The organism is Sinorhizobium psoraleae (assembly GCF_013283645.1).
Lineage (GTDB): Bacteria > Pseudomonadota > Alphaproteobacteria > Rhizobiales > Rhizobiaceae > Sinorhizobium > Sinorhizobium psoraleae.
In genome coordinates this window covers 446699-467407 of sequence record NZ_JABEKV010000001.1, presented here as the reverse complement: position 1 = coordinate 467407, position 20709 = coordinate 446699, and the positions used below count along the sequence as shown (strand labels likewise).

General features: G+C 60.5%; 23 protein-coding genes. 6 read left to right on the top strand and 17 right to left on the bottom strand.

Going from position 1 to position 20709, the window contains the following annotated elements; genetic code table 11:
• Window positions 1–38: 38 nt before the first annotated feature.
• A complete protein-coding gene (locus ILFOPFJJ_RS02090) occupies window positions 39–470 on the bottom strand; it encodes a DUF2267 domain-containing protein (protein WP_173508918.1) in 432 nt (143 codons plus the stop codon).
• Between the two features lie 142 nt (window positions 471–612).
• Between ILFOPFJJ_RS02090 and ILFOPFJJ_RS02085 the strand changes: the two genes are divergently transcribed.
• The 4 genes from ILFOPFJJ_RS02085 to ILFOPFJJ_RS02070 all read left to right on the top strand — a co-directional run bounded on the left by ILFOPFJJ_RS02085 (window position 613) and on the right by ILFOPFJJ_RS02070 (window position 3253).
• Window positions 613–945: a hypothetical protein gene (locus tag ILFOPFJJ_RS02085; RefSeq protein WP_173508917.1), complete on the top strand. Its 333-nt coding sequence runs from the start codon at window positions 613–615 to the stop codon at window positions 943–945.
• A gap of 62 nt (window positions 946–1007) precedes the next feature.
• On the top strand, window positions 1008–1571 hold the full coding sequence (locus ILFOPFJJ_RS02080) for a hypothetical protein (RefSeq protein ID WP_173508916.1): 564 nt from the start codon (window positions 1008–1010) through the stop codon (window positions 1569–1571).
• A 153-nt stretch (window positions 1572–1724) separates the two neighbouring features.
• A complete protein-coding gene (locus ILFOPFJJ_RS02075; RefSeq protein WP_173508915.1) occupies window positions 1725–2546 on the top strand; it encodes a hypothetical protein in 822 nt (273 codons plus the stop codon).
• Window positions 2543–3253, top strand: a complete 711-nt coding sequence (locus ILFOPFJJ_RS02070; protein WP_173508914.1) for a metallophosphoesterase family protein — start codon at window positions 2543–2545, stop codon at window positions 3251–3253. Before ILFOPFJJ_RS02075 ends, ILFOPFJJ_RS02070 begins: the two co-directional genes overlap by 4 nt.
• Before the next feature lie 94 nt (window positions 3254–3347).
• Here ILFOPFJJ_RS02070 and ILFOPFJJ_RS02065 read toward each other — a convergent pair whose 3' ends face one another.
• On the bottom strand, window positions 3348–4517 hold the full coding sequence (locus ILFOPFJJ_RS02065) for an alcohol dehydrogenase catalytic domain-containing protein (RefSeq protein ID WP_173508913.1): 1170 nt from the start codon (window positions 4515–4517) through the stop codon (window positions 3348–3350).
• Window positions 4514–5503 carry an SDR family oxidoreductase gene (locus ILFOPFJJ_RS02060; RefSeq protein WP_173508912.1) on the bottom strand — a complete coding sequence of 330 codons (990 nt, stop codon included), beginning with the start codon at window positions 5501–5503 and terminating at the stop codon, window positions 4514–4516. The genes ILFOPFJJ_RS02065 and ILFOPFJJ_RS02060 overlap by 4 nt, the downstream gene beginning before the upstream one ends.
• Window positions 5504–6053: 550 nt before the next feature.
• On the opposite strand from ILFOPFJJ_RS02060, the gene ILFOPFJJ_RS02055 reads away from it, so the two are divergent.
• Window positions 6054–6332, top strand: a complete 279-nt coding sequence (locus ILFOPFJJ_RS02055) for a hypothetical protein (RefSeq protein ID WP_173508911.1) — start codon at window positions 6054–6056, stop codon at window positions 6330–6332.
• A gap of 151 nt (window positions 6333–6483) precedes the next feature.
• Here ILFOPFJJ_RS02055 and gfa read toward each other — a convergent pair whose 3' ends face one another.
• The 5 genes from gfa to ILFOPFJJ_RS02030 form a co-directional block, all read right to left on the bottom strand.
• Window positions 6484–7059: an S-(hydroxymethyl)glutathione synthase gene (gene gfa, locus ILFOPFJJ_RS02050; RefSeq protein WP_173508910.1), complete on the bottom strand. Its 576-nt coding sequence runs from the start codon at window positions 7057–7059 to the stop codon at window positions 6484–6486.
• An 87-nt stretch (window positions 7060–7146) separates the two neighbouring features.
• A complete protein-coding gene (locus ILFOPFJJ_RS02045; protein ID WP_173508909.1) occupies window positions 7147–8274 on the bottom strand; it encodes an S-(hydroxymethyl)glutathione dehydrogenase/class III alcohol dehydrogenase in 1128 nt (375 codons plus the stop codon).
• Between the two features lie 155 nt (window positions 8275–8429).
• Complete coding sequence (locus tag ILFOPFJJ_RS02040) at window positions 8430–9293, bottom strand: substrate-binding domain-containing protein (RefSeq protein WP_173508908.1); 864 nt, start codon at window positions 9291–9293, stop codon at window positions 8430–8432.
• Window position 9294: 1 nt separating this feature from the next.
• On the bottom strand, window positions 9295–9783 hold the full coding sequence (locus ILFOPFJJ_RS02035; RefSeq protein WP_246299524.1) for a c-type cytochrome, methanol metabolism-related: 489 nt from the start codon (window positions 9781–9783) through the stop codon (window positions 9295–9297).
• Between the two features lie 201 nt (window positions 9784–9984).
• Window positions 9985–11883, bottom strand: a complete 1899-nt coding sequence (locus ILFOPFJJ_RS02030) for a methanol/ethanol family PQQ-dependent dehydrogenase (protein ID WP_173508906.1) — start codon at window positions 11881–11883, stop codon at window positions 9985–9987.
• 428 nt (window positions 11884–12311) lie between these two features.
• On the opposite strand from ILFOPFJJ_RS02030, the gene ILFOPFJJ_RS02025 reads away from it, so the two are divergent.
• Window positions 12312–12659 (top strand): hypothetical protein, encoded by a 348-nt coding sequence (locus tag ILFOPFJJ_RS02025; RefSeq protein WP_246299444.1) that lies wholly within the window; start codon window positions 12312–12314, stop codon window positions 12657–12659.
• Window positions 12660–12729: 70 nt separating this feature from the next.
• On the opposite strand, the gene ILFOPFJJ_RS02020 is transcribed toward ILFOPFJJ_RS02025, so the two are convergent.
• The 9 genes from ILFOPFJJ_RS02020 to pedA1 form a co-directional block, all read right to left on the bottom strand.
• Complete coding sequence (locus tag ILFOPFJJ_RS02020) at window positions 12730–13470, bottom strand: ABC transporter ATP-binding protein (RefSeq protein ID WP_173510126.1); 741 nt, start codon at window positions 13468–13470, stop codon at window positions 12730–12732.
• Entirely contained in the window at window positions 13439–14185 is a 747-nt protein-coding gene (locus ILFOPFJJ_RS02015; RefSeq protein WP_173510125.1) for an ABC transporter permease, read from the bottom strand. Before ILFOPFJJ_RS02015 ends, ILFOPFJJ_RS02020 begins: the two co-directional genes overlap by 32 nt.
• A 77-nt stretch (window positions 14186–14262) precedes the next feature.
• Window positions 14263–15255 (bottom strand): ABC transporter substrate-binding protein, encoded by a 993-nt coding sequence (locus ILFOPFJJ_RS02010; protein ID WP_173508905.1) that lies wholly within the window; start codon window positions 15253–15255, stop codon window positions 14263–14265.
• A 33-nt stretch (window positions 15256–15288) separates the two neighbouring features.
• Window positions 15289–15498 (bottom strand): hypothetical protein, encoded by a 210-nt coding sequence (locus ILFOPFJJ_RS02005; protein WP_173508904.1) that lies wholly within the window; start codon window positions 15496–15498, stop codon window positions 15289–15291.
• A gap of 167 nt (window positions 15499–15665) precedes the next feature.
• On the bottom strand, window positions 15666–16298 hold the full coding sequence (locus tag ILFOPFJJ_RS02000; protein ID WP_173508903.1) for a hypothetical protein: 633 nt from the start codon (window positions 16296–16298) through the stop codon (window positions 15666–15668).
• Window positions 16298–17170, bottom strand: coding sequence for a lanthanide ABC transporter permease protein PedC (gene pedC / locus ILFOPFJJ_RS01995; RefSeq protein ID WP_173508902.1), 873 nt, complete (start codon window positions 17168–17170; stop codon window positions 16298–16300). Before pedC ends, ILFOPFJJ_RS02000 begins: the two co-directional genes overlap by 1 nt.
• A complete protein-coding gene (gene pedB, locus ILFOPFJJ_RS01990; protein ID WP_173510124.1) occupies window positions 17167–17955 on the bottom strand; it encodes a lanthanide ABC transporter ATP-binding protein PedB/LutE in 789 nt (262 codons plus the stop codon). Before pedB ends, pedC begins: the two co-directional genes overlap by 4 nt.
• A 130-nt stretch (window positions 17956–18085) precedes the next feature.
• Window positions 18086–19063, bottom strand: a complete 978-nt coding sequence (locus tag ILFOPFJJ_RS01985) for a YVTN family beta-propeller repeat protein (protein ID WP_173508901.1) — start codon at window positions 19061–19063, stop codon at window positions 18086–18088.
• A 22-nt stretch (window positions 19064–19085) separates the two neighbouring features.
• Complete coding sequence (gene pedA1 / locus ILFOPFJJ_RS01980; protein WP_312032677.1) at window positions 19086–20321, bottom strand: lanthanide ABC transporter ABC transporter substrate-binding protein PedA1; 1236 nt, start codon at window positions 20319–20321, stop codon at window positions 19086–19088.
• Window positions 20322–20709: the final 388 nt, after the last annotated feature.

Below are 20709 nucleotides of genomic sequence, written 5' to 3'. Positions count from 1 at the left end.
TTCTGCGCGGCCGTGGCGATGACCCGGATCGCTCCTATTCAATGTCGGGAATGGGGGTCCGGCCACAGAGCACGTATGTCTTCGGGCAAGCTTTCCCGCACCTTCGCGACCTGACCGGGATCGAGATAATGCGACAGGACGCCGAAGACCGTCTGCACCGCATCTTTCGGCCGTGTGAAGGCGAGTTCCTCCTTCACCTGCGTGAGAAACTCGTCGAGCGAATGCAATCGCATGGGCTGCTTGGATGGCTCGTACTGTTCGTAATACGCGCCGCGCACCAGCAGTGGCAGTTGGGCGGCAAGGTGGGCGGACAGATCTGCGGGCAAACGGTCCCGAATCGTGTGCAAGACGGCACCGAGAATATGCCACGCAACCTGGCGATCCGGCCCTTGCTGTTTCATGATGTCGTCCAACCACGTGTTGGTAACCTGAAGTGTCTTGTCGAAGGCAGCGACACCGGAAGCGCTCATGATTTTTCCTCCTATGTCTTCACGAAGGTCGAACCGACGTCGCTTTTGATTGTTCCGCGCGAACGCAGACAGATCGGGAACATTGTCCGGCGGGAACGGTTCCAAGATTCCGGCTTACGGAGGAAGGAAGAGAATCTGTCGCATGGGCGCTCGCACGGACATCAGCAAGAAGGCGTTCTATGAGGAATGCGCCCGCATTCTGGATGTGGAACATTCCTATACCCCGTGGCCGTACGGCAGGATCACGCGCTGGAACAACCGTGCAGCCGGCAATGGCCGTTTTCCTGGATATGGCCTGGTTCGCATGTTCGGACCGCATCACATCCAGATAGCGCTTCGCCGGCCGACCGAACTCAATCTTCTGTGCCATTCGCCGGAAGAAGCCCTTGCTGCATTGCGAACGGCACGCGACTTGGCGTCGCCTGCAGAGAGCCGCCAGCTTCATCAACCAAGGCTGAGCGGGCAATGGCCATGAGTGCTGCAGCCGCGGAACTTTCCGGCGTTGTGCCGGTTGGTGCCTCAACCGCGGAGTAGATGATGCCTGAACAGAAATTCTCCAAATACGTCCAGAACTGGCCAGAGGAATCTCGCGAGGCCGCCCAGCTTGTCATCGATCAATACGGTGAACCGAACGAGACGACGGACAGCCAGCTGGTGTGGCACCGGCCCGGGCCATGGAAGCGGATCGTCGCGTCGAAGACATTCTACGAGCACAACTTTCCTGCCCCTCACAACGACTCGGTGGAATCGGTCATCGACTACCGGGTTCCACCGGAAAAGTTTTCCGAGCTTGCTGCTTTCGACGGCAGCGTGATCGTCGAACGCACGGCCGGCGAAGTGTCGGCGCGCTGCCACGACGAACAGGCGAACTTTCTGGCACTCAACCTGATGCACGACATTGTGACCGGCGCGAAAAGCGTCGACGAAGCGCGCGCCTATTATGCCAAGGAATTTGGCGACTACCGCCGCAAGAAGCCGACGCCGTACATGGAGAAATTGCGCTTCAACCAGCAGGAGCGCGGCGCAGCCGATCCGGACGTCCGCGTCCTGACGGACGAGGATCTCGCCCAAGCCAAACGCGAAGGCGAGCAACGCGGCTAGCGAAAGCTCCTGACGCGCGGTATCGCCCCGATGGATGCGCCGCCCGGAGTTCGTCTGCTGCGAGGCACCCCTTCTTCTGCTTCAACGATGGCGCGGAACTTCCCCAAGTCTAGCGTGTTTCCGTAGGAGATTCTGTCGGTACCGGAGAACAGCATGACGTCAGCCATACCGCCGCAAGAGAATTCACGCGGAGGAGCCGGACCGCTCGCGGTGCCGCAACTCGTTAACGAGGAGGCCGAGGCCTTTGTTGCGGAGGCAATCGCGGAGCTGGTTCGCTCCAAAATTCCCTTCCTGATCGCAGGCACCTTTGCCGTCAGCGCCTATACCGGCATCTCACGGCCGACGAAGGATCTCGACGTCTTTTGCAAGGCGGGTGACTACACCCGTATTCTCAAGCACTTCAAGTCCCGCGGCTACGCGGTCGAAATCGAGGACGACCGGTGGTTGGGAAAGGTGTTCAAGGGCAGATTTTTCTTCGACGTAATCTTCGCCTCGCCGAATGGAACTATGCTGGTCAACGATAGCTGGTTCGCACATGCGCTGCCGGTGGAAATCTGCGGCTGTCCGGTCTCGATCGCCGCGCCGACCGAATTGATCTGGTCGAAGTCCTTCATCCAGCTTCGTGAACGCTACGACGGCGCCGACGTGGTCCACGTGATCCTGAAGGCGCACGACCGGGTCGACTGGACAAGATTGCTCGAATACATGGAGGTTCACTGGGAGGTCCTGCTTATCCACCTCCTCAATTTCCGATGGATATATCCTTCCGAGCGCAACAAGGTTCCGCAGTGGCTGATGGACGAGCTCCTGAGCAGGCTGGCGGCACAACGGGATCTGCCGCTGCCGCAGACGAAAATCTGCCGCGGACGAATGTACTCGCGCCCCGACTACGAGATCGACGTCAGGGAATGGGGATTCGCCGATATCGGCGGCGAAGGTGACATGCGCGAAGGAATCGAGGAGAAGACGCCATGAGCAAGCTGAAAGTCGCCGCCGTTGCGGATCTCCACGTGAAGGAGGACAGGTCGGTCTCCTATACCGAGCTGTTTTCTGAGATTTCGCAAGCCGCTGACGTGCTCGTCATCGCCGGGGATCTAACGGACCTGGGCAAGCCGGTGGAGGCCGAACTCCTCGCGGCCGACCTGAAGTCCTGCACGGTTCCCGTCATCGCCGTTCTTGGAAATCACGATCACCAATGCGATGCGGCGGAGGAAGTCTCGTCGATCCTGGTGAAGGCAGGCGTCCATCTTCTCAACGGCCAGACGGTCGAGATCGACGGAGTGGGGTTCGCCGGAACAAAAGGCTTCATCGGCGGCTTCGGTCGGCACATGCTGGGCTCGTTCGGCGAGACCGCCATAAAGGCCATGGTCTCGGAGAGCGTCGACGAGGCCATGCGTCTGGAGAATGCCTTGAGGAACACCAGGGCACAGCGCGCCCTGGTCGTTCTGCATTATTCCCCGATCGCCGAAACCGTCGCGGGGGAACCCAAGGAAATATACCCGTTTCTCGGTTCATCCCGTCTCGCCGAGACCATCGACCGCTTCCGCGTGAGCGCCGTTGTTCACGGCCACGCACATAAAGGAACCTACGAAGGGCAGACACCGGGCGGCGCCCCGGTGTTCAATGTCGCTGCGCATATAGAAAAGCCGACGGGCCGGCCCTACGCCATTCTGGAACTGTAAAACAGTTCCGGGGAGTTCAAAGAGTCCTAGGAGTTCAAAGAGTTAAATCGCGCGATCGCGGGCACGCGGCGGCGCTTGACGAGTGCAGATCCCTTTACGGCCTCAGAACCACCTTTACGCAACCATCCTTCCTGTCGCCGAAGGTACGGTAGAGCGCCGGCCCCTCATCGAGACTGCCCCTGTGGGTGATGACGAAAGAGGGGTCAATCTCCCCCTTCCCGATCCGATCGAGGAGCGAAGGCAGATAACGCTGCACCGGCGTCTGGCCCATGCGGAAAGTCAGTCCGCGGTTGATTGCCGACCCCATGGGTATTTTGTCCAGATATCCGCCATAGACGCCTACGATCGAGACGGTTCCGAAATTCCGGCAGCAATGGATTGCCTGCCGCAAGACATGCGGGCGATCGGTGCCCATGAACGTGGCCACCTTCACGCGATCGACAAAGGAATCGAGGCTTGCCCGGCTGTCGGCTTCGGTCCCGACCGCGTCGATGCAGGCGTCGGCGCCCCGACCGTGGGTTATCTCCATGATCCGATCGTAGATGTCCTCCTGCATGAAATCGAGGGTCATCGCACCCGCCGTTTCGGCGAGCCTCAGGCGTTCCGGAACCGTATCCACGGCAATGACCCTTTCGGCTCCGAGCAGGAACGCCGAACGGATCGCCATCTGCCCGACGGGACCGCAGCCCCAGATAGCGATCGTGTCGGCCGGCTTGATGTCGCAGAATTCGGCGGCCATGTAGCCGGTCGGGAAGATGTCGGAAAGAAACAGCACCTGCTCGTCGGTCAACTCGTCCGGGACTTTGATCGGTCCGACATCCGCATAGGGCACGCGAAGATATTCCGCCTGCCCGCCGCTATAGCCGCCGAGAAGATGGGAATAGCCGAACAGGCCGGCAGGCGAATTGCCCCACAGCTTCACCGCCTTTTCCCGATCGGGATTGGTGCGTTCGCAGCCCGAATAGAAGCCTCGCTGACAGAAGAAACACTCGCCGCAGGCGATCGTGAAGGGAACGACGACACGATCGCCGACCCTCAATCTGGTCGCCCTCTTGCCGACCTCGACCACCTCGCCCATCGTTTCATGGCCAAGCACGTCGCCGTGCTCCATCGAGGGAATGAGACCATTGAAAATATGGACGTCCGAGCCACAGATCGCGCACGCGCTGACCTTGATGATGGCATCGCGATCGTCCTCGATTTTCGGATCAGGCACGCTCTCGCACCGGATGTCGCCCTTGCCGTGCCAGGTCAGGGCCTTCACCTCAGGACTCCCATGTGCGAAGCACGGGGCTTCCCGGCGATCAGGGCAGCGACCGCGAGCCCGACGACAGCCACGGCTGCCACGGTTGCAAGCGGAATTCTATGGGACGAGCGAAGACCTCCGTCGATACCGCCGGCCACGGCCGGCGCCCTGAACAAGTTGCCGTTGCTGCTCTCCACCCGCGGCGCTTGGCTCAGATAACGGGACGTAAGCTGCGCCAGCAGCCGCGTCGTGAGATTGGGCGCGAGAAAATGCGCGAAACGCGCCAGGTCCGCCACGAAGCCAACCGTGATCGAGGTGCGTGGACGCTCCGCGAGACGGACAATGGCGCGAGCGGCACGGCGCGCATTGTAGACGGGTGGAGGAACGCTGAGTTTGCGGCCTGTGTAATTCGCACCGTGGGCCACCCCCGGAGTATCCATGAAGGTGGGGTAAACATCACAAATGTGGATATCGGGTTCATCGGCGAGTTCGGCACGGAGCGCTTCGGAGAAGCCTCTAAGGCCGAACTTGCTGGCACTGTAGGCCGTCGCAAAAGGCGTGGAAGCAAAACCCCCAAGAGAAATCATGTTGATGAAGGTGCCCTGGCGCTGCTTGAGAAAGATCGGAATGACTGCATGTGCGTCATTGATATGGCCCATCAGGTTGGTGCGAATGACCTGCTCGTGGGCGGCGATCGGCGTATCAACGAAGCGACCAACCGCACCGACGCCGACATTGCTGAACCAGACGTCGATCTTGCCGAAGCTCGTCGCCTTCCTGGCCAGCTCCCTGACTGCGTCTGCGTCCGTCACGTCAGTCGGCACAACCAGGACCTCGGCCCCCATTTCGCGACAGGTCTTCGCCACGCGTTGAAGCGCGGCCGCATCGCGGGCGGCGAGCACGAGTTTCGAACCGCGTCGGGCGAACTCTTCAGCCGCGGCCTGCCCAACTCCGGACGAAGCGCCCGTGATGACCACTACCGCATCTCTCAGAGCTTTTCTCATGTCGCATCTCCGTCTCGAACGAGGGTTCCGAAGGAACCGCCAGCGGCTGAAGATGTTCCGACATCACTGTGCAACGCCGGCATGGGCGTCGCACCACGTAGGCGGGAGGCGTTGTATGGGCGATGTGTCGTGGATTCCGGACACGCGGCCACGGGGGACGCCTAATCCGATTGGTCGATCGCATGCGGCGGTGGCTGTCCAATATCGGGGGTCCCGTCATACGGAAAAAGCACCCAGATCACTGCGATCACGACCAGAATCAGAAGTACCGCTGCTGTCGCAAGCTTTGACATCCTCCGGTGACCATCCTTCATTCCTGATCTGAACCACGAGACCGACGGAACAAGGGCTTGGGATACCGTCCCGCATTCCCGCGTGTTCGAAGCCCCAATCGTCGTCGATGGCAATTGTTCCTCAACGGAAGATCCCCGCCAGCGTTCGCCCTTGCCGGCAGGACGCTGGAGCGGGAACTTGGAGAATAGGGAACAGGTGAGGATTGGGAACAAAGTGCTGCCACTCGCTTTCTTCCGATAAGAAAAGGAAGATCGCGATGGCACGTATCAATCCGAAAGACCCTGCCCGCCGACCGGCCGAGGTCCCCGACGAGGCCGAAGTCCCCGACGAGAACGCCGAGACGCGACCGGATTTATCGCGCCCCGAGGATGCAAAGCCGGTGGACCAAGGCCGGATACCGCCGGTTCCGAGCCGCGATGAGGCAAATGTCGATCCCGACGAAGCTCTTCCAGATGATGAGGAGGAGCAGTCGATCGCCGACAATCCCTCACGCGAAGAGGTCCGGTTCGGCAGCGTCAAGCCGCCGCGCCCCTAGATCCGCGTCGTGTCCGGGCGATCTACCGGATGCTCCTTCAATCGCAGGCACAGGGTAGCCGCGGCTGTTTCCACGCGTCAAAGTCCATGGCAGAGGCGCCCCTGTCAGCGGTTAGCGCACTGACAGGGCGGCATCAACTCCATTTGCTCGATCAGCTTGGAAGCGCGCCCGACTTCTTCGCAACCCAGGTGGCGATATAGTCCATCAGGGCTGGCGACAGGCAGTCATAGGGCTCCAGTCCAAGCTCCCGCAAGCGGGCCCGGATGCCATCCATGCGACTGGGATCGACCCCCGATTCGATGATGGAGGAGACAAAGGCGGCAAAGCCGGGCGGAGCCCAGCCCGACTCCTGAAAGCGCTCGGGGTGAATGAAGTCCAGCCCCTGGAAGGCATGTTCGCGCTCCACCGGGCCATACATGTGAACGCCGCAGTCCCTGCAGGCGTGCCGCTGGATCAGCGCAGACGGGTCGACCACTTGCAGCTTGTCGCCGTTCTCGAGCACGGTCACCTTGTCATGCGGAACAACCGCAACAATGGAGAAATTGGTGCCGCTGGGCTTCCAGCATTTGGTGCAGCCGCAAGCATGATTGTGGGCAATCTGTCCCTCGATCCTCACCTTGACCGGCCGGTCCGTGCAGGCACAAACAAGCGTGCCTCCGGTAAAGTTCGGGCTGGCCTCTCTCAGGCCACCATCGACCGCCGGATGAATGCTAATTGAACTTTCCATTGCGTGTCCTCCCTGTTGTGCCGAAGCCCAAATCTCGTCTCGGATGCTCTGGCGCTTCAGCTTGGTTCGAGCGCCCGGCGGATACGCTCAGTAGATCACGACGCTGCGGATGCTTTCGCCGGAATGCATCAGTTCGAAGCCCTTGTTGATGTCGTCGAGCGGCATCGTGTGGGTGATCATCGGGTCGATCTCGATCTTGCCCTCCATGTACCAGTCGACGATCTTCGGCACGTCGGTGCGGCCGCGCGCGCCGCCGAAGGCGGTGCCCATCCAGGTGCGGCCGGTGACCAGTTGGAACGGCCGGGTGGCAATCTCCTGGCCGGCACCGGCAACGCCGATGATCACCGACTTGCCCCAGCCGCGATGCGAGGCCTCGAGCGCCTGGCGCATCACCTTGACATTGCCGGTGCAGTCGAAGGTGTAGTCGGCGCCGCCGATCTGGTCGGCGCCGCGTTTCGTCAGGTTGACAAGATGGGGCACGATGTCGTCGCCGACCTCCTTCGGATTGACGAAGTGGGTCATGCCAAACTTCTCGCCCCAGGGCTTCTTGTCGTTGTTGATGTCGACGCCGATGATCATGTCGGCGCCGGCAAGCCGAAGCCCCTGAATGACGTTGAGGCCGATGCCACCAAGCCCGAAGACGATCGCCGTCGACCCCATTTCGACCTTGGCGGTGTTGATTACCGCGCCGATGCCGGTGGTCACCCCGCAGCCGATGTAGCAGATCTTGTCGAACGGCGCGTCCGGGTTGACCTTGGCGACGGCGATCTCCGGCAGCACGGTGAAGTTCGCAAAGGTCGAGCAGCCCATGTAGTGGTGCAGCTTCTCGCCGTTGAGCGAAAACCGCGAGGTGCCGTCCGGCATCAGCCCTTGCCCCTGGGTGGCGCGGATGGCAGTGCAGAGATTGGTCTTGCGGCTGAGGCAGGAGGGGCAGGATCGGCATTCCGGCGTATAGAGCGGGATGACGTGGTCGCCCTTCTTCACCGAGGTGACGCCGGGACCGACGTCGATGACGATGCCGGCGCCCTCATGGCCGAGGATTGCCGGGAACAGCCCCTCGGGATCGGCGCCCGACAGCGTGAAATCGTCGGTGTGGCAGATGCCGGTCGCCTTGATCTCGACCAGCACCTCGCCGGCCTTCGGCCCTTCGAGCTGAACCGTCATGATTTCCAGAGGTTTGCCGGCCTCAGTGGCGACGGCGGCGCGTACGTCCATGTCGTTATCCTCCCTTGATTCTCACCTCCATGGACTGGTTCGCCAGGATGAGTCCGACAAGATACAGCCCCTCCGAGCGTCCGCAGCCATCGGATGCGGATGGCGCCGCGGTATCCCGGCGCCCCACATCTCCAGCGTTTCGAGGTACTCGAACGTCACTGCGTGATCCTCTCATCGTGTTCATCGAGCAGCGGGACGCCATAGGAAAGCAAGAGCTTGTTGATTTCCGCCTGGTTGTCCCTGATGAAGGAATTGAGCGTGCGTTTCCATTGCTGGTCGGACGGCCGCACACCCATTGTGATCCGATAGATCATGCGCTGGCCGCCCTTCTCGCCGGTCAAAGGCACGATCGCCAGATCGGCCCCGGACTTGCCGGCATAATAACCTGCCATCGGACCCCAGACTGCAGCGGCATCAATCACGCCTGCCAGCATGTCTCGGATCATGAGCTCGGCCACCGACGGCATTATCCGCGTGTCGACCATGAGCGGATAGACCTTGGCTTTGCGCATCAGCTTTGCGATCGCCATATTCGCGGAGGGTGGCGTTCCCTGGACCACACCGATCCGCTTGTCGGCAAGTTTCGGATCGGTCAGCGTTTCGACGCCAGCAAGATCGCCATCCTTCTTGTAAATTAGCACATAGGAGGAGCGATAATAAGCGTTGGTATTCTGGACGAGTTCGTCTCCCTGCGCGTAGCCCATGATGATGTCGCAGCGGTTGGCGCCGAGAGTATTGCGCACAAAGCCCGTGATCGAAGGATACCACATGTAGGTGACGGAGCTTCGCCCTGTCTTGGCTGCGACCATCTTGGCGAGCTTGTCCTCGAAGCCTTCGCCACTCTGGTCGGAGAATGGCATGTTGGACGGATCGGCGCAGACCCGCAGCGTGTCCGGATCGACCAGTTCGCCAGCGGCCCCGAGCCCGGCGCTCTGGGATTGCGCTTGCAACGGCATCAGCGCGGCCATCACCGTGGAGATGAGGGCTGCCCTAAAGGTCCGATGAATGCCGTGTGCCATGTCATTCACCCATGCAGGACGTCTCGTAAGCCTTCGCCGCTTCGGGCTTGTCGACCTTCTTGGGCGGACGACCTCGGGGCGCGGCGCCGACGGCGCGGGCGCGCAGGTAGACGTAAATGTCGTCGAGGTAGCAATAGACGTTCTTGTTGTCGCCGAACGCCGGCATGACGTTTTCCTTGCCGCCGCCAACGTTCTTGCGTCCCTCCGCAACGATCGAGAGGAAAGTCGGATAATCCATGTTCTTCATGGTCGTGGCCAGAGCGGGTGCATAACTCGAGCCGACCCCATCGGGGCCGTGGCAGACATGACAGTCCGAGTGATAGCGCCGGTAGCCGCTGAAGGTGTACCAGTCGACTGTGCCATCCTCCTGAAACTTGAATGTCGGGTTGCCCTCCGCATCGAAGTATTTGCCGTCTTCGTCTTTGACTGCTGCGGCTTTTTGCTTGTCGTCTGCCGCTGTAATATTTCCGGGAATCAAGAACGGGAACATGGCGCCAAGCGCCAAAACTACATTACGAAAAGCCATCAATAACTCCACGCTTTGGAAAACCGGAACGCGACGCTCCAGCAGGGCATATCGGGGTTTGCACGAATGGAGATGCGGACTGCTTGGCAGTTATTGCTCCGGGCCGTCGATGTCTGATGGGGCCGCGCCGGAGACGCAGCCCCATCACTCTCGAACGGGTGGTCATCAGTCCGGAAGACCGAAGACAGTCAGTTGCCCGCCAAGCGTCGTGTACTCCGCCAGTCCGGCATAACCGCCTACCGCACCCAAACCTGCTGTGGCGATGCTTTCTTTTTCTGCGGTCGGAGCGTTCTTACCGGCCACGGCCTGCTGCCACGCCGCTGCGCCCTCCGCTCCCAGAAGGCCACCGGCGAGTCCGATGCCTGCCCAGCCACCAACGCCCGACAAGACGGCGATATACTGCTTGCCGCCATGTTCGAACGTGTTGATGTTTCCGATAATGCCGGATGGCGTCTTGAACCGGTAGAGTTCCTTGCCCGCCGTATCGACGGCGACGATGTAACCTTCCAGGGTTCCGTAGAAGACCACGTCGCCTTCGGTCGCGAGAACACCGGACCAGACCGAGAACCGCTCAGGCTTCGACCAGACGATCTCGCCTTTGGCAGCATCCCAGGCAATGAAGTTGCCCATGCCGCCATGGCTGCCCGGGGTCGGATACATGTTAACGGTCGCACCGACATAAGCTTGACCGGCCGTGTAGCTGACCTTGTACGGCTCATAATCCATGCAGACGTGGTTTGTCGGCACGTAGAACAGGCCGGTCTTCGGTGAATAGGCGGCCGGCTGCTGATCCTTCGTGCCGAGGGCGGCGGGGCAGATCCCCGTCGTATTCACGTCCTCGCCGTTCTGTTCGGTGGAGTACTTCGCCACGACCTGCGGCCGGCCATACTGCTCGCTCTTCGGATCCATGACGACTTCCGTCGCCCAGTTGACCGTCGGATCGTATTTCTTGGCAACCAGAAGCTCTCCCGTCGCCCGGTCAAGGGTATAGGCAAAGCCGTTGCGGTCGAAATGCACGAGCACGTCGCGCGGCTGACCGTTGATCTGCATTCCATCGACGAGAATGTTCTCGTTGACGCCGTCATAATCCCACTCGTCGTGCGGGGTCATCTGATACAGCCATTTGGCCATACCGGTATCGACGTCACGCGCCATCAGGGTCATGGACCAGCGATTGTCGCCCGGGCGCTGCACGGGGTTCCAAGCCCCCGGATTAGCCGTGCCATAATAGATCAGGTTGAGCTTCGGGTCATAGGAGTACCACCCCCATGTCGTGCCGCCGCCGGTCTTCCACTCCTCGCCTTCCCAACTCTTTATACCGGAGTCAGGTCCGATTGGCTTTCCTAGATGGGTGGTCTTTTCGGGGTCGACGAGCATTTCGGAGTCGGGGCCAGTCGAATAGGCTTTCCAGGCAAGCGACCCATCTTTCAGATTGTAAGCCGCCATCCAGCCGCGGACACCGAATTCCGCACCCGATATACCGATCAGCACCTTGTCCTTGACCACCATCGGCGCACCCGTGCTGGACTCGGCCTTGCTGCCATCGACCTGTTCTCCGTTCTTCACAGACCAGACGGGCTTGCCGGTCTTGGCGTCGAGGGCAACGACCATCGTGTCGTTCTGATTCAGGATTATCTTGCCATCGCCATAGGCGACGCCGCGATTGACCGTGTCACAGCACATGATGCCGATGACGGTCGGATCCTGCTTTGGCTCGTATTTCCAGAGGATCTTGCCGTCGTTGTTCAGATCGAGGGCATAGACGTTGTTGGGAAACGGCGTATGGACGTACATGACGTCGCCGATGACCAGCGGTCCGCCCTCATGGCCCCGCAGCACACCGGTCGAGAAGGTCCATTTGACCTGCAGGTCCTTCACGTTGTCCTTGGTGATCTGATTGAGCTTGGAATAACGGTGATTGGCATAGTCGCCCGTGGGCATCGCCCAGTTCTTCGCGTCGGCCGCCAGTTTCGTCAGTTCCTCGTTGGCGAACGCATTTCCGGCAAGAGCCGCTGTCAGAAGTCCAGCGGTCATCGGCAGATAAAGTTTTCCGAGTGTGCGCATGCAGATTCCTCCCGATGTCGATGTGGACCCGAGGCGCGTCATCACAATCCTCGGGAGACCACAAGGCCAGCCCAAGCTCTGTCATGCTTGTCGTGGGATATCTGCTTCCTTCAGCGTTTCACGGTCCAGTTGGATGGGCAGAGGGCACCGTTATTGCCCGTCCTCTTGACCTACGCGACTTTTACGCTCCCAAGAGACAAGGCTTGAAGCCGGAAACCGCTGGAGGATAGGCGATTAGCCTGAATAACGCAAGATTAATTATACGATTATTGTGCGATGCAAAATAAAAAATGCTGCTTTGCAATACAAGAATTACTAATATTTACAGGATTTAAATTGGCTCTTCCATGACACTTACTATAATAATACAGAGCTCCGATCAGATTAACTTGGATCCTGTCTATGCCCCAGTACCGAAGGGAGATTTCATGGTGGCCACCGGTAACCTAGACGTGATCGCCTTCCTCGCAGCGCTCACGTTTGCTGCGACGGCATCGGCAGCCGGGGGCTACCCGACGATCGCGGTCGTCGATTATGTGTATGGCTGCATGAAGGCCAATGGCGAAACACGCGCCGCACTCGAGGGGTGCTCTTGCTCTATCGATGTCATAGCCTCGATCATGCCTTACGAGCGCTACGAAGCGGCCGAGACGTTCCGGAGCCTGGGACTTGAGACAGGCGAAAGAGGGGCTCTGTTCCGGCAGACTGCGCCGGCAAAATCCGCCGTCGCCGAACTGAGACGAGCGCAGGCCGAAGCAGAGGTCCGCTGCTTCTGACCCTCGAACGCAAGATCCGCCGCCAGATCGGATCCTCCATCCGTGAATAGCTCCACGGTTTGGAGCGCGATCACACGGTGTCCGGAAACCTCCTGTGAAAATCCAGCACGAGATCGTCCAGCGCCGGCGCGTCGCGCAACTGGCGCGAGAGGGCCACGTCATAGATGCCCAGGACCTGCGCCGGGCGCGGCGACAACACGATGATACGATCGGCAAGCAGAAGCGCCTCGCGCAGATTGTGGGTCACCATCAGGGCGGTGGTAGGCCTCGCCGCCCACACCGTCATCAGAAGACGGCGCAACCGGTCGGCGGTCCGTTCGTCGAGCGACGTGAAAGGTTCGTCCAAGAAGAGTATCGCGGGCTCTGTGGCGAAGGCCCGTGCCAAGGCGGCGCGGCGCGCAAGCCCGAGCGAAAGCTCCGAAGGATAGAGCGACCGCATTGTGGAGAGGCCCAGTATTTCGAACAGCCAGTCCAACTCCTTGTCCCTGAGGCTCGGAGACAGCGCAAGGCGGACGTTCTGCTCCACCGTCCGCCAAGGCAGAAGCACCGGCTCCTGGAAGACCGCAGCGATGCGGTTGGAACCGCCTTCGGGCAATTGATAGCTGCCCGAAAATTGCCGGTCGAGACCCAGCAGGATTCGCAAGGTGGTGGTCTTGCCGCAGCCCGACGGGCCCAGCAGACAGGCGAACTCGCCCTGTCTCACTTCGAAGGAAAGTCCGCGCAATGCCACGATCTTAACGCCCTCAGCCGACTGGAACGTCTTCTCGGCAATGTCGACGTTAAGCGGGGCGGCGACGCCAACGGGTTGCATGTCGTTCAAGTGGCTGCACCAGAAGGAGTTCGATCAGCAGCATAATAGCCACGAAGGCCAGCGTGTAGGCAAGGATGGAGGCAACATCGAATATCTGGAAATAGAGATAAATCTGAAAGCCGACACCGCTGGAGCGGCCGAGCAGTTCGACGACGAGCACGATCTTCCAGATCAGCGCAATGCCGGAGCGCGAGGCAGCCGCGAAATAGGGCTGCAACTGTGGCATCAGGATATGGCGGACATGATCGAGCGGCCCCAGCCGGTAAACGGTGGCCATTTCCGCAAAACGCGGGTCGAGCGCACGCGCACCCTCACGCATGGTGACGACGACGTTGGGTATCTTGTTGATGGCAACAGCGCCGATCGCGGCAGCCTCCGTCAAGCCGAACCAAATGTAGGCGAGCACGATGACGACCAGTGCCGGGAGGTTGAGGAAGAGGATAAGCCACGGGTTGAAGAAGGAATCCGCCCGCCGGTGCGTGCCGAGCAGGACACCGATGACCGACCCGACGACCATTGCAACAACATAGGCGGCCGCAACCCGCCAGAGAGTCATTGCCAAGTGATATTCAAGGTCGCCGCTCGCCGCCTCCTTGAGCAGCACCCGCCAGACCTCAAGCGGGGGCGGAAAAGCGCGGCTCGGCCAGATCCCGGCCGCGAGGCTCCAGAGCAAGCACAGTCCGAGGAGCGATGCCAGGGCCGTGGCTGCCGGCAACGCGGCACCAATGCCGCGAGAGACCCGTTGGGCGCGCCGGTTTTCAGATGTCTCGTTTTCCGACCGAAATCCCGCTTTCATGTCTTCAATGCGGCCCAGAACGTTCCGGGAGCCATCTGCCGCGCCTCACCGACGAGCTTCTCTCCGCCCAGGTCCGCAAGAATCTCGTACAGCTTGGCGGCATCGCTTTCCTCTTCGGCAAGAGGCCGGTTCGGTATGCCTTCACGATAGCGATCGCGCAGCACTTCGAGCTCCCTGCCCTCGGCTCGCACGATAGGTGCCAAACGCTGCCATTCAGCATCGGAGTTCGCTAGAAGTTTCTTGGCCTCCGCGCTTGCCTTCACAAAGCTCATCGCCACGTCAGGGTTTTCGTTCGCCCATTTGTCGTGGAACACGTATCCCAACGCCGAGACAGGTCCCGATGCCCCGAGCGCCTTGGCTGCATCGTCCGCACCGATCAGGCGGCGAAAGCCGTTTGCCTCCAGCCGCGCGCAGAAATGCCAGAAGTTCAAAACCGCGTCGAGCTCACCGGAGAGAGCCTTTTCCGTTAGCAAGGGCGGTGCGCCGAAAACGACGTCACTCTCCTTGGCCAGATCGATCTTATGGTCACGCTGCGCAAGCCCCTGGATCAGGAGCCAGCTCTTGTCGAGCGATCCGCCGGCTACCCCGATTTTCTTCCCCACGAGGTCGGGGATGCTACGGATCGGCGCGTCCTCCCTGACCATGATAGCGCCAACGGCGGTCGAGTAAGGCGCGAGCGTCAGGTCCTCGCCCTGCGAACGCTGGCGCGACACCCACAACCAGTCGGAAACGATGACGTCGAGGTCGCCTGCCAGCATGGCCACGTTGGTGGCGTCTTCGCCGGCGAAATAAACGACTTCCACGTCGATGCCGTTGCTGGTGTCGAATTTATTGTGCTTGATGGTGTCGAGCTCCCAGTTCACCGTCCCGAACTTCAGGACACCCACCCGTATCTTCGGAGCGGCGGGGTTTGCCGAGGCTCGGAAGCCCAGAGGATGTGCTACAGCCAGCAAAGCTACCCCGCAGAGCGCGCGCCGCGATATATTCATGATGCCACCTCCCAGCAAATGTTTGCAGCGACGTCAGGTTTCCTGGTCCCCGTCAGGGAAAACACATTTCCATCGCACGATCTTCAGCCTCGGATGGCTCTCGGACCACTTCGCGATCTCACTCGGAGCCAGCATCATGCATTGGACGAGCGATCCGCGGCTCTCGAAATACAGGTGCTCCGTGCGGCAATCGGTGGGGTTGGCCAACATGCAGACGGTCAGAACGAGATCGACGAGGTTCACTTGAGCACCTTTCCCTGCACGAACGCGCGCAGACGAATGCTGACCGACATCCTTCGCATGCCAGTCCTACAGCTTCCTCCCGCAAGGTGCCCTGATGGAAAGCCTTCGACGAGGATACGCGTGCGAGAAACGAGCGTCAATTATTCGCGTTGCTCCACTCCGGAAGCTCATCTGGCCTTCAGCGCCTCCGCAATCGTCTTGGCCAGCGCGTACAAGCGCTGCTCGATCAGCGTCGGCACTTCGCAGACAAAGCTCAGCGACTCCGCGCGCTCCTGAAAGATGCGCGTCTGAAACGCGAGCCGATCACTCCGGAGTACAATCTCGTTCGGGTTGACATCGGGTTTGGCCCGCAAAACATCCACGGCAGAAGCCTCCTGGCGCAGGAGGGTCGCCATGTCCCTCTGCCTTTGGGCGTAACGTGCAATACCGGCGATGACGTCCGCGCGTTCTCGGTTCATATGATCGAACAAACCCTGCACGAGCATTGTCATGCGCCGTTCTCTCTCGCCCTCCGGCAGGCTTTTCGCATATTCGCTTATTTTTTCTTGCGCCTCCGGAAGCGGCACGCGACGCGCCGACAGTTCCACGACCAGCGCGGAAACGGCCGCGTCTTTGGACCAGTCGGCGGCCGTTTGCGGCAGTTCGGCATCGGTCCATATCTGGCCAAGCGAAAGCTCCGGAACCTTGCGCTGGATACATGGCCAGTCCGGGTCGTCCCCCTGCGCAGCCACGGCGGGCCACGCGACGATTGCGGTAACTGCCGCGGCGGGGATGATGCGAGTCAGCGATCGCCACTGCATCAGGCATTCCCTCCGGTATCCTGCTTGCGGCTGAGCAAGCCGTTTGACGGATCATAGGCGAGGATTGCGCCCCCCAGAAACAGCACGGTGAACGCAACCACGACCATGAGCGATCCCCAGTCAATCTGTCCATAAAGGGCAAAGCGGATCAGTTCGACCGCGTAGGTGAACGGATTTGCGAGGCAGATCTTGTGGAGAAGCGGACTCGATTCCTGGATGCGCCACAGCGGATAGAGCGCCGGAGACGCAAAATACATCGGGAAGATCACAAAGTTCATGATCCCCGCGAAATTTTCCAGTTGCTTGATCATCGACGACAAGAGCATGCCGAGCGAGCACAGCATCATCCCTGAAAGGAACAGTGCGGGCAGGATCAAGAGGTAGCCGGTCCATGGTGGCGTGACGTCCCAGAACCAGGCGATGGCCAGAAAAGCATAGACTTGCAGGATCGAAACCGCGACGCCAGCGAGCAGCTTCGACACCAGCAGGAACCAGCGTGGAAACGGGCTGACCAGGAGGGTCCGCATGTTTCCCATCTCGCGGTCATAGACCATCGAGAGCGAGGATTGCATGCCGCTGAACAACAGGATCATGCCGCACAGGCCGGGCGTGATGTAGACCTCGTACAGCACATAAGTCTTGTAGGGCGGGATGATCGAGACGCCAAGCACCTGACGGAAGCCGGCGGCGAACACGAAGAGCCACAAGAGCGGGCGAACCAGCGACGAGACGAAGCGCTCTCGCTGATTGAGAAAGCGAAGTCCTTCCCGGACCAGAATGCCTTTGAGGCAAACAAGATACTGACGAAGGCTGAAGCCATGTTCAACGGTGGTGCCGGCCGGAATGCGGCCTGTGGCGGATTGCAAGGTCATTGGGATCCTCCACCTGCCGGAACCGAGGCTACCCCGCTCAGCGTCGCAAAGGCCTCTCCAATGCTGTTTGCGCCACAGGATTGGACGACATCGTCGACCCTGCCGTCAGCAAGCACCTTGCCCTTATGGAGTATGACGACATGATCGCTGTCTTCGACCTCATCGATGAGATGGGTCGCCCAGAAGACGCTGATGCCATCGGTAACCACAAGCTGACGGATGGTAGCGAGAATTTCGGCACGCGACTGTATGTCCAGACCCACGGTCGCCTCGTCGAGCAGCAGCAGCGGCGGCCGATGCAACAGAGCCCGGACGATTTCGACGCGACGCATCTGCCCGCCGGAAAGGCTGCGCGCCTTGTCGTACAACCGGTCGCTCATGCCGATCTGGTCGAGCAGCGTCTTGATGCGCGACGCGGCCTCCCTTCGTCCAATACCGTGCAGCGACGCGTGATAGGAGAGGTTCTGGTAGACGCTGAGATCGAGATCGAGCGTGCGCGCCTGAAAGACGATACCGAGCAGGCGCAGCGCCTCGCCCGGTTCCCGGCTGATGTCGTGGCCGAAGATGCGGATCGCCCCGCGGCGCGTGTTGTAAAGATGGCTGATCAGGGAGAACAGCGTCGTCTTGCCGGCCCCGTTGAGGCCGAGCAAGACGGTGAAGCGTCCGGGTGCTATTGAAAAAGAAACGTCCGACAGAACCTGTTTCTGGCCGTAGCTATGATTGACGGCCGACACGTCAAGTGCGGCAGGCAAGCTTACTGCATCATTCGCCTTCACATGCTGCATGGTGCCGTCTTCCTCCGCGAACAGCAAGATTAGCCTTCATCGCAGCCTATTTGATAGTGCTCGTTCCTTCCACGGCCTTGTTGGCAAGATCTGGAGCGGACAACGTGTAGGTGCACGGCCCGGACCGTCGTCAGTTCGGGCTGACGACCACGCCCCAGGGCAGCGCCCCGACGGTCACGGACTGAATTGCTTCATCGGTAGCAACGTCGATGAAGGTAATGTCATTCGAAACGCCGTTGGTGCTGATGATCATCTTCTGGTCGGGCGTGAAGGCGAGCTGCCAGACCCGCTGGCCGACGAGCACGTATTTTTCGACCTCGTAAGTCTTCGCATTCACCACAGCCACACGATTGGCAGGCCCGAGCGCCACGTAGGCTTTCGTACCGTCGGCGGTGATGCGCACGCCGACCGGCTGGATCGTTTCCGAGCGCAGGCCGGGAATCTCGAAAGTGATCTTGTGCTTTACGTCGCGGCTCGCATTGTCGATGACGGAAACGGTGCCGCCGATTTCGGAGCTGACCCAGACCTCGGAATTGTCGGGTTTGAACTCAGCGAAGCGTGGCCGGGAATCGACGAGAACATTATGGGTGATCTCGTGGGTCTCGGTGTCGATGAAGTGCGCCATGTTGGTCGTTTCCGAGGTGTTGACCAACGCCTTCCCGTCCGGGCTGATGCCCATCCCCTCGGGTTCGACGCCAACCGGCACCTCCGCAACCACCCTCTTGCTCTCCAGGTCGATGACGGTGACCAGATTGTCGTCCTCATTGGCGACGTAAAGCGTCTTCCCGTCGGGCGAGAGGACGAACAGTTCGGGGTCCGGTCCGGACGGCAACGATCCTATGATCTCGTACGTTGCCGTATCGATGATCTCGATCGTGTCGTCGTCGCTTGCGCACAGATAGATGAACTTGCCATCGTGCGAAATCGTGATGCCACGCGGCCGCTGGCCGACATCGAGCGTGCGGACCACCTCTTTCGTGGTCGAGTCGACCACGGTCACCGTGTTGTCCTTCTCGTTGGAAACATAGACCATATGGGCGGAGACCGGAGAACTCATGCTTGCTGCCAAAGCAAGTCCGGCCGAAAGAAAAGTCAGTTTTCGCAGCATCTGGCTCTCTCCCTCTTTCAGGCTATTTCAGCGCGCATTGGGTCTCCGGCTGATCGATCCCGAGCGTGTCGAGTTCGGAAAACTGATGCAGGAATCCTTCCTGCGGCGATGTCGATATGACGGAACGGCCGTCTCCCAGGAAGATTGGCTGGCGCAGCTGCCAGTTCCATTTGCGAAAGGTCAGCTTCTGTCCTTTGAAGGCGGCGATCGAAAAATCGTCGGCTCGAATGAAGGCCGCGAGCTTCTCGGGATCGGCACTTCGCGTGCGCGTTGCAGCCTCGCCGATAATCCTTGCTGCCGTCCATGCGGCCATGTCCTTCGACAACATCCGTCTGCCATTGGCCTTGGCGAAACGGTTCTGTATCTGCGTGCCGCCCCATTGCTCGCTGGCCGGATGCCAGGCGGAGGGGATCAGGCCGGCGGTTCCCGCCACGGGCCGAGGAATCCAGGTCCGGAAGGGCACATAGGTTCCGAAAACCTCGCTTTCGTCTGCCACGAGCATCACATCGTGATCGGGAAGGCCCTGCGTGAAGACGGGCATCTGTCGTTGGATCTGGACCACCCCCGTATCCGTCCGCCGCGCCGTGCCCGTATCGGTAAACTCCTTTTCCGCGACAATCTCGCCGCCAAAGCGCGTGGCGGCACGGCGGAGCGCCTCGGCGAACAGCTTGTCGGGCTCATGGGAGCCGTAGACCAGCACCCATCGGCGCCACTGCTTCCAGATCAAATACTGCGCCAGCCCATCGGCGAGCATGGTACGCGTCGGCGCTGTATGGAAGATATTCGCCCGGCACTCCTCCTCGCGCAGACGGTCGTCAGTGGCGCCAACGTTGAAGATCAGGACGCCCTTTTCGCGCGCGACATCGGCAATCGACAGGAGCTGCGTGGCGGAGAGATCAGCGAGAACGTAGAGGACGCCCTTGGAGACCATGTCATTGAAGGCCGGCACGACGTCGGCATCCGGCCTTACCTCCGAAACGTCGAGCGTGAACTTCTGTCCAAGGAAGGTACCGGTGGTGTTGTTGTCGCCGACGCCCACCTTCGCCCCCGCGACACCTTCGTCGCGGGGCGGCACATCCAGAACCGAAAGGGCCAGCTGCGGCGCATAGGCACGAAGATAGCCTAGCTTAATCTCGGAAACCTGTCCGGCTTGAGCCGACTTGCCGGCCGGCGCGGGAGAAGGCTCCTGCGCAACGGCGCTGGAGAGGCTTGAAGCCGCAAGAAGAGCAGAGATGAATAGCAGGAGGACATAGAGCACCGCACATCCCATTTGGTCGATAGAATACGCCATCTCCGACGTCAGTCGGATCTGCGCAATTCCTCGGTGCCGCAAACAGCTTAACCGAGATATCCCTGAGTTCAACCGGAAATTGGGGTGCTGCGGCTTCCGCCCGCTGTAACCGTTCCGCGTACACCGCGTCGCGGATTGGTGGAGTGGGCACTGGTTGCGAGGGCTTGTTTTTGCCGGCGGTGCCGACCTTATCGGCTTTGCCGGTGGCGCTTTTTTGCCTGCCGTATTGTCGTTTGCGCGCTTTGGCGTGCGGGCCGATGTCCAGAAACGCCAAAGGCGCCCCTGGGGGCGCCTATTGCGGATGGATTTGGTTGCGGGGGCAGGATTTGAACCTGCGGCCTTCAGGTTATGAGCC

Coding starts and splice junctions, on each gene's coding strand:
- ILFOPFJJ_RS02090 (WP_173508918.1), bottom strand. CDS start 470: ATGAGCGCTTCCGGTGTCGCTGCCTTCGACAAGACACTTCAGGTTACC.
- ILFOPFJJ_RS02085 (WP_173508917.1), top strand. CDS start 613: ATGGGCGCTCGCACGGACATCAGCAAGAAGGCGTTCTATGAGGAATGC.
- ILFOPFJJ_RS02080 (WP_173508916.1), top strand. CDS start 1,008: ATGCCTGAACAGAAATTCTCCAAATACGTCCAGAACTGGCCAGAGGAA.
- ILFOPFJJ_RS02075 (WP_173508915.1), top strand. CDS start 1,725: ATGACGTCAGCCATACCGCCGCAAGAGAATTCACGCGGAGGAGCCGGA.
- ILFOPFJJ_RS02070 (WP_173508914.1), top strand. CDS start 2,543: ATGAGCAAGCTGAAAGTCGCCGCCGTTGCGGATCTCCACGTGAAGGAG.
- ILFOPFJJ_RS02060 (WP_173508912.1), bottom strand. CDS start 5,503: ATGAGAAAAGCTCTGAGAGATGCGGTAGTGGTCATCACGGGCGCTTCG.
- ILFOPFJJ_RS02055 (WP_173508911.1), top strand. CDS start 6,054: ATGGCACGTATCAATCCGAAAGACCCTGCCCGCCGACCGGCCGAGGTC.
- gfa (WP_173508910.1), bottom strand. CDS start 7,059: ATGGAAAGTTCAATTAGCATTCATCCGGCGGTCGATGGTGGCCTGAGA.
- ILFOPFJJ_RS02045 (WP_173508909.1), bottom strand. CDS start 8,274: ATGGACGTACGCGCCGCCGTCGCCACTGAGGCCGGCAAACCTCTGGAA.
- ILFOPFJJ_RS02040 (WP_173508908.1), bottom strand. CDS start 9,293: ATGGCACACGGCATTCATCGGACCTTTAGGGCAGCCCTCATCTCCACG.
- ILFOPFJJ_RS02035 (WP_246299524.1), bottom strand. CDS start 9,783: ATGTTCCCGTTCTTGATTCCCGGAAATATTACAGCGGCAGACGACAAG.
- ILFOPFJJ_RS02030 (WP_173508906.1), bottom strand. CDS start 11,883: ATGCGCACACTCGGAAAACTTTATCTGCCGATGACCGCTGGACTTCTG.
- ILFOPFJJ_RS02025 (WP_246299444.1), top strand. CDS start 12,312: ATGGTGGCCACCGGTAACCTAGACGTGATCGCCTTCCTCGCAGCGCTC.
- ILFOPFJJ_RS02020 (WP_173510126.1), bottom strand. CDS start 13,470: ATGCAACCCGTTGGCGTCGCCGCCCCGCTTAACGTCGACATTGCCGAG.
- ILFOPFJJ_RS02010 (WP_173508905.1), bottom strand. CDS start 15,255: ATGAATATATCGCGGCGCGCGCTCTGCGGGGTAGCTTTGCTGGCTGTA.
- ILFOPFJJ_RS02000 (WP_173508903.1), bottom strand. CDS start 16,298: ATGCAGTGGCGATCGCTGACTCGCATCATCCCCGCCGCGGCAGTTACC.
- pedC (WP_173508902.1), bottom strand. CDS start 17,170: ATGACCTTGCAATCCGCCACAGGCCGCATTCCGGCCGGCACCACCGTT.
- pedB (WP_173510124.1), bottom strand. CDS start 17,955: ATGCAGCATGTGAAGGCGAATGATGCAGTAAGCTTGCCTGCCGCACTT.
- ILFOPFJJ_RS01985 (WP_173508901.1), bottom strand. CDS start 19,063: ATGCTGCGAAAACTGACTTTTCTTTCGGCCGGACTTGCTTTGGCAGCA.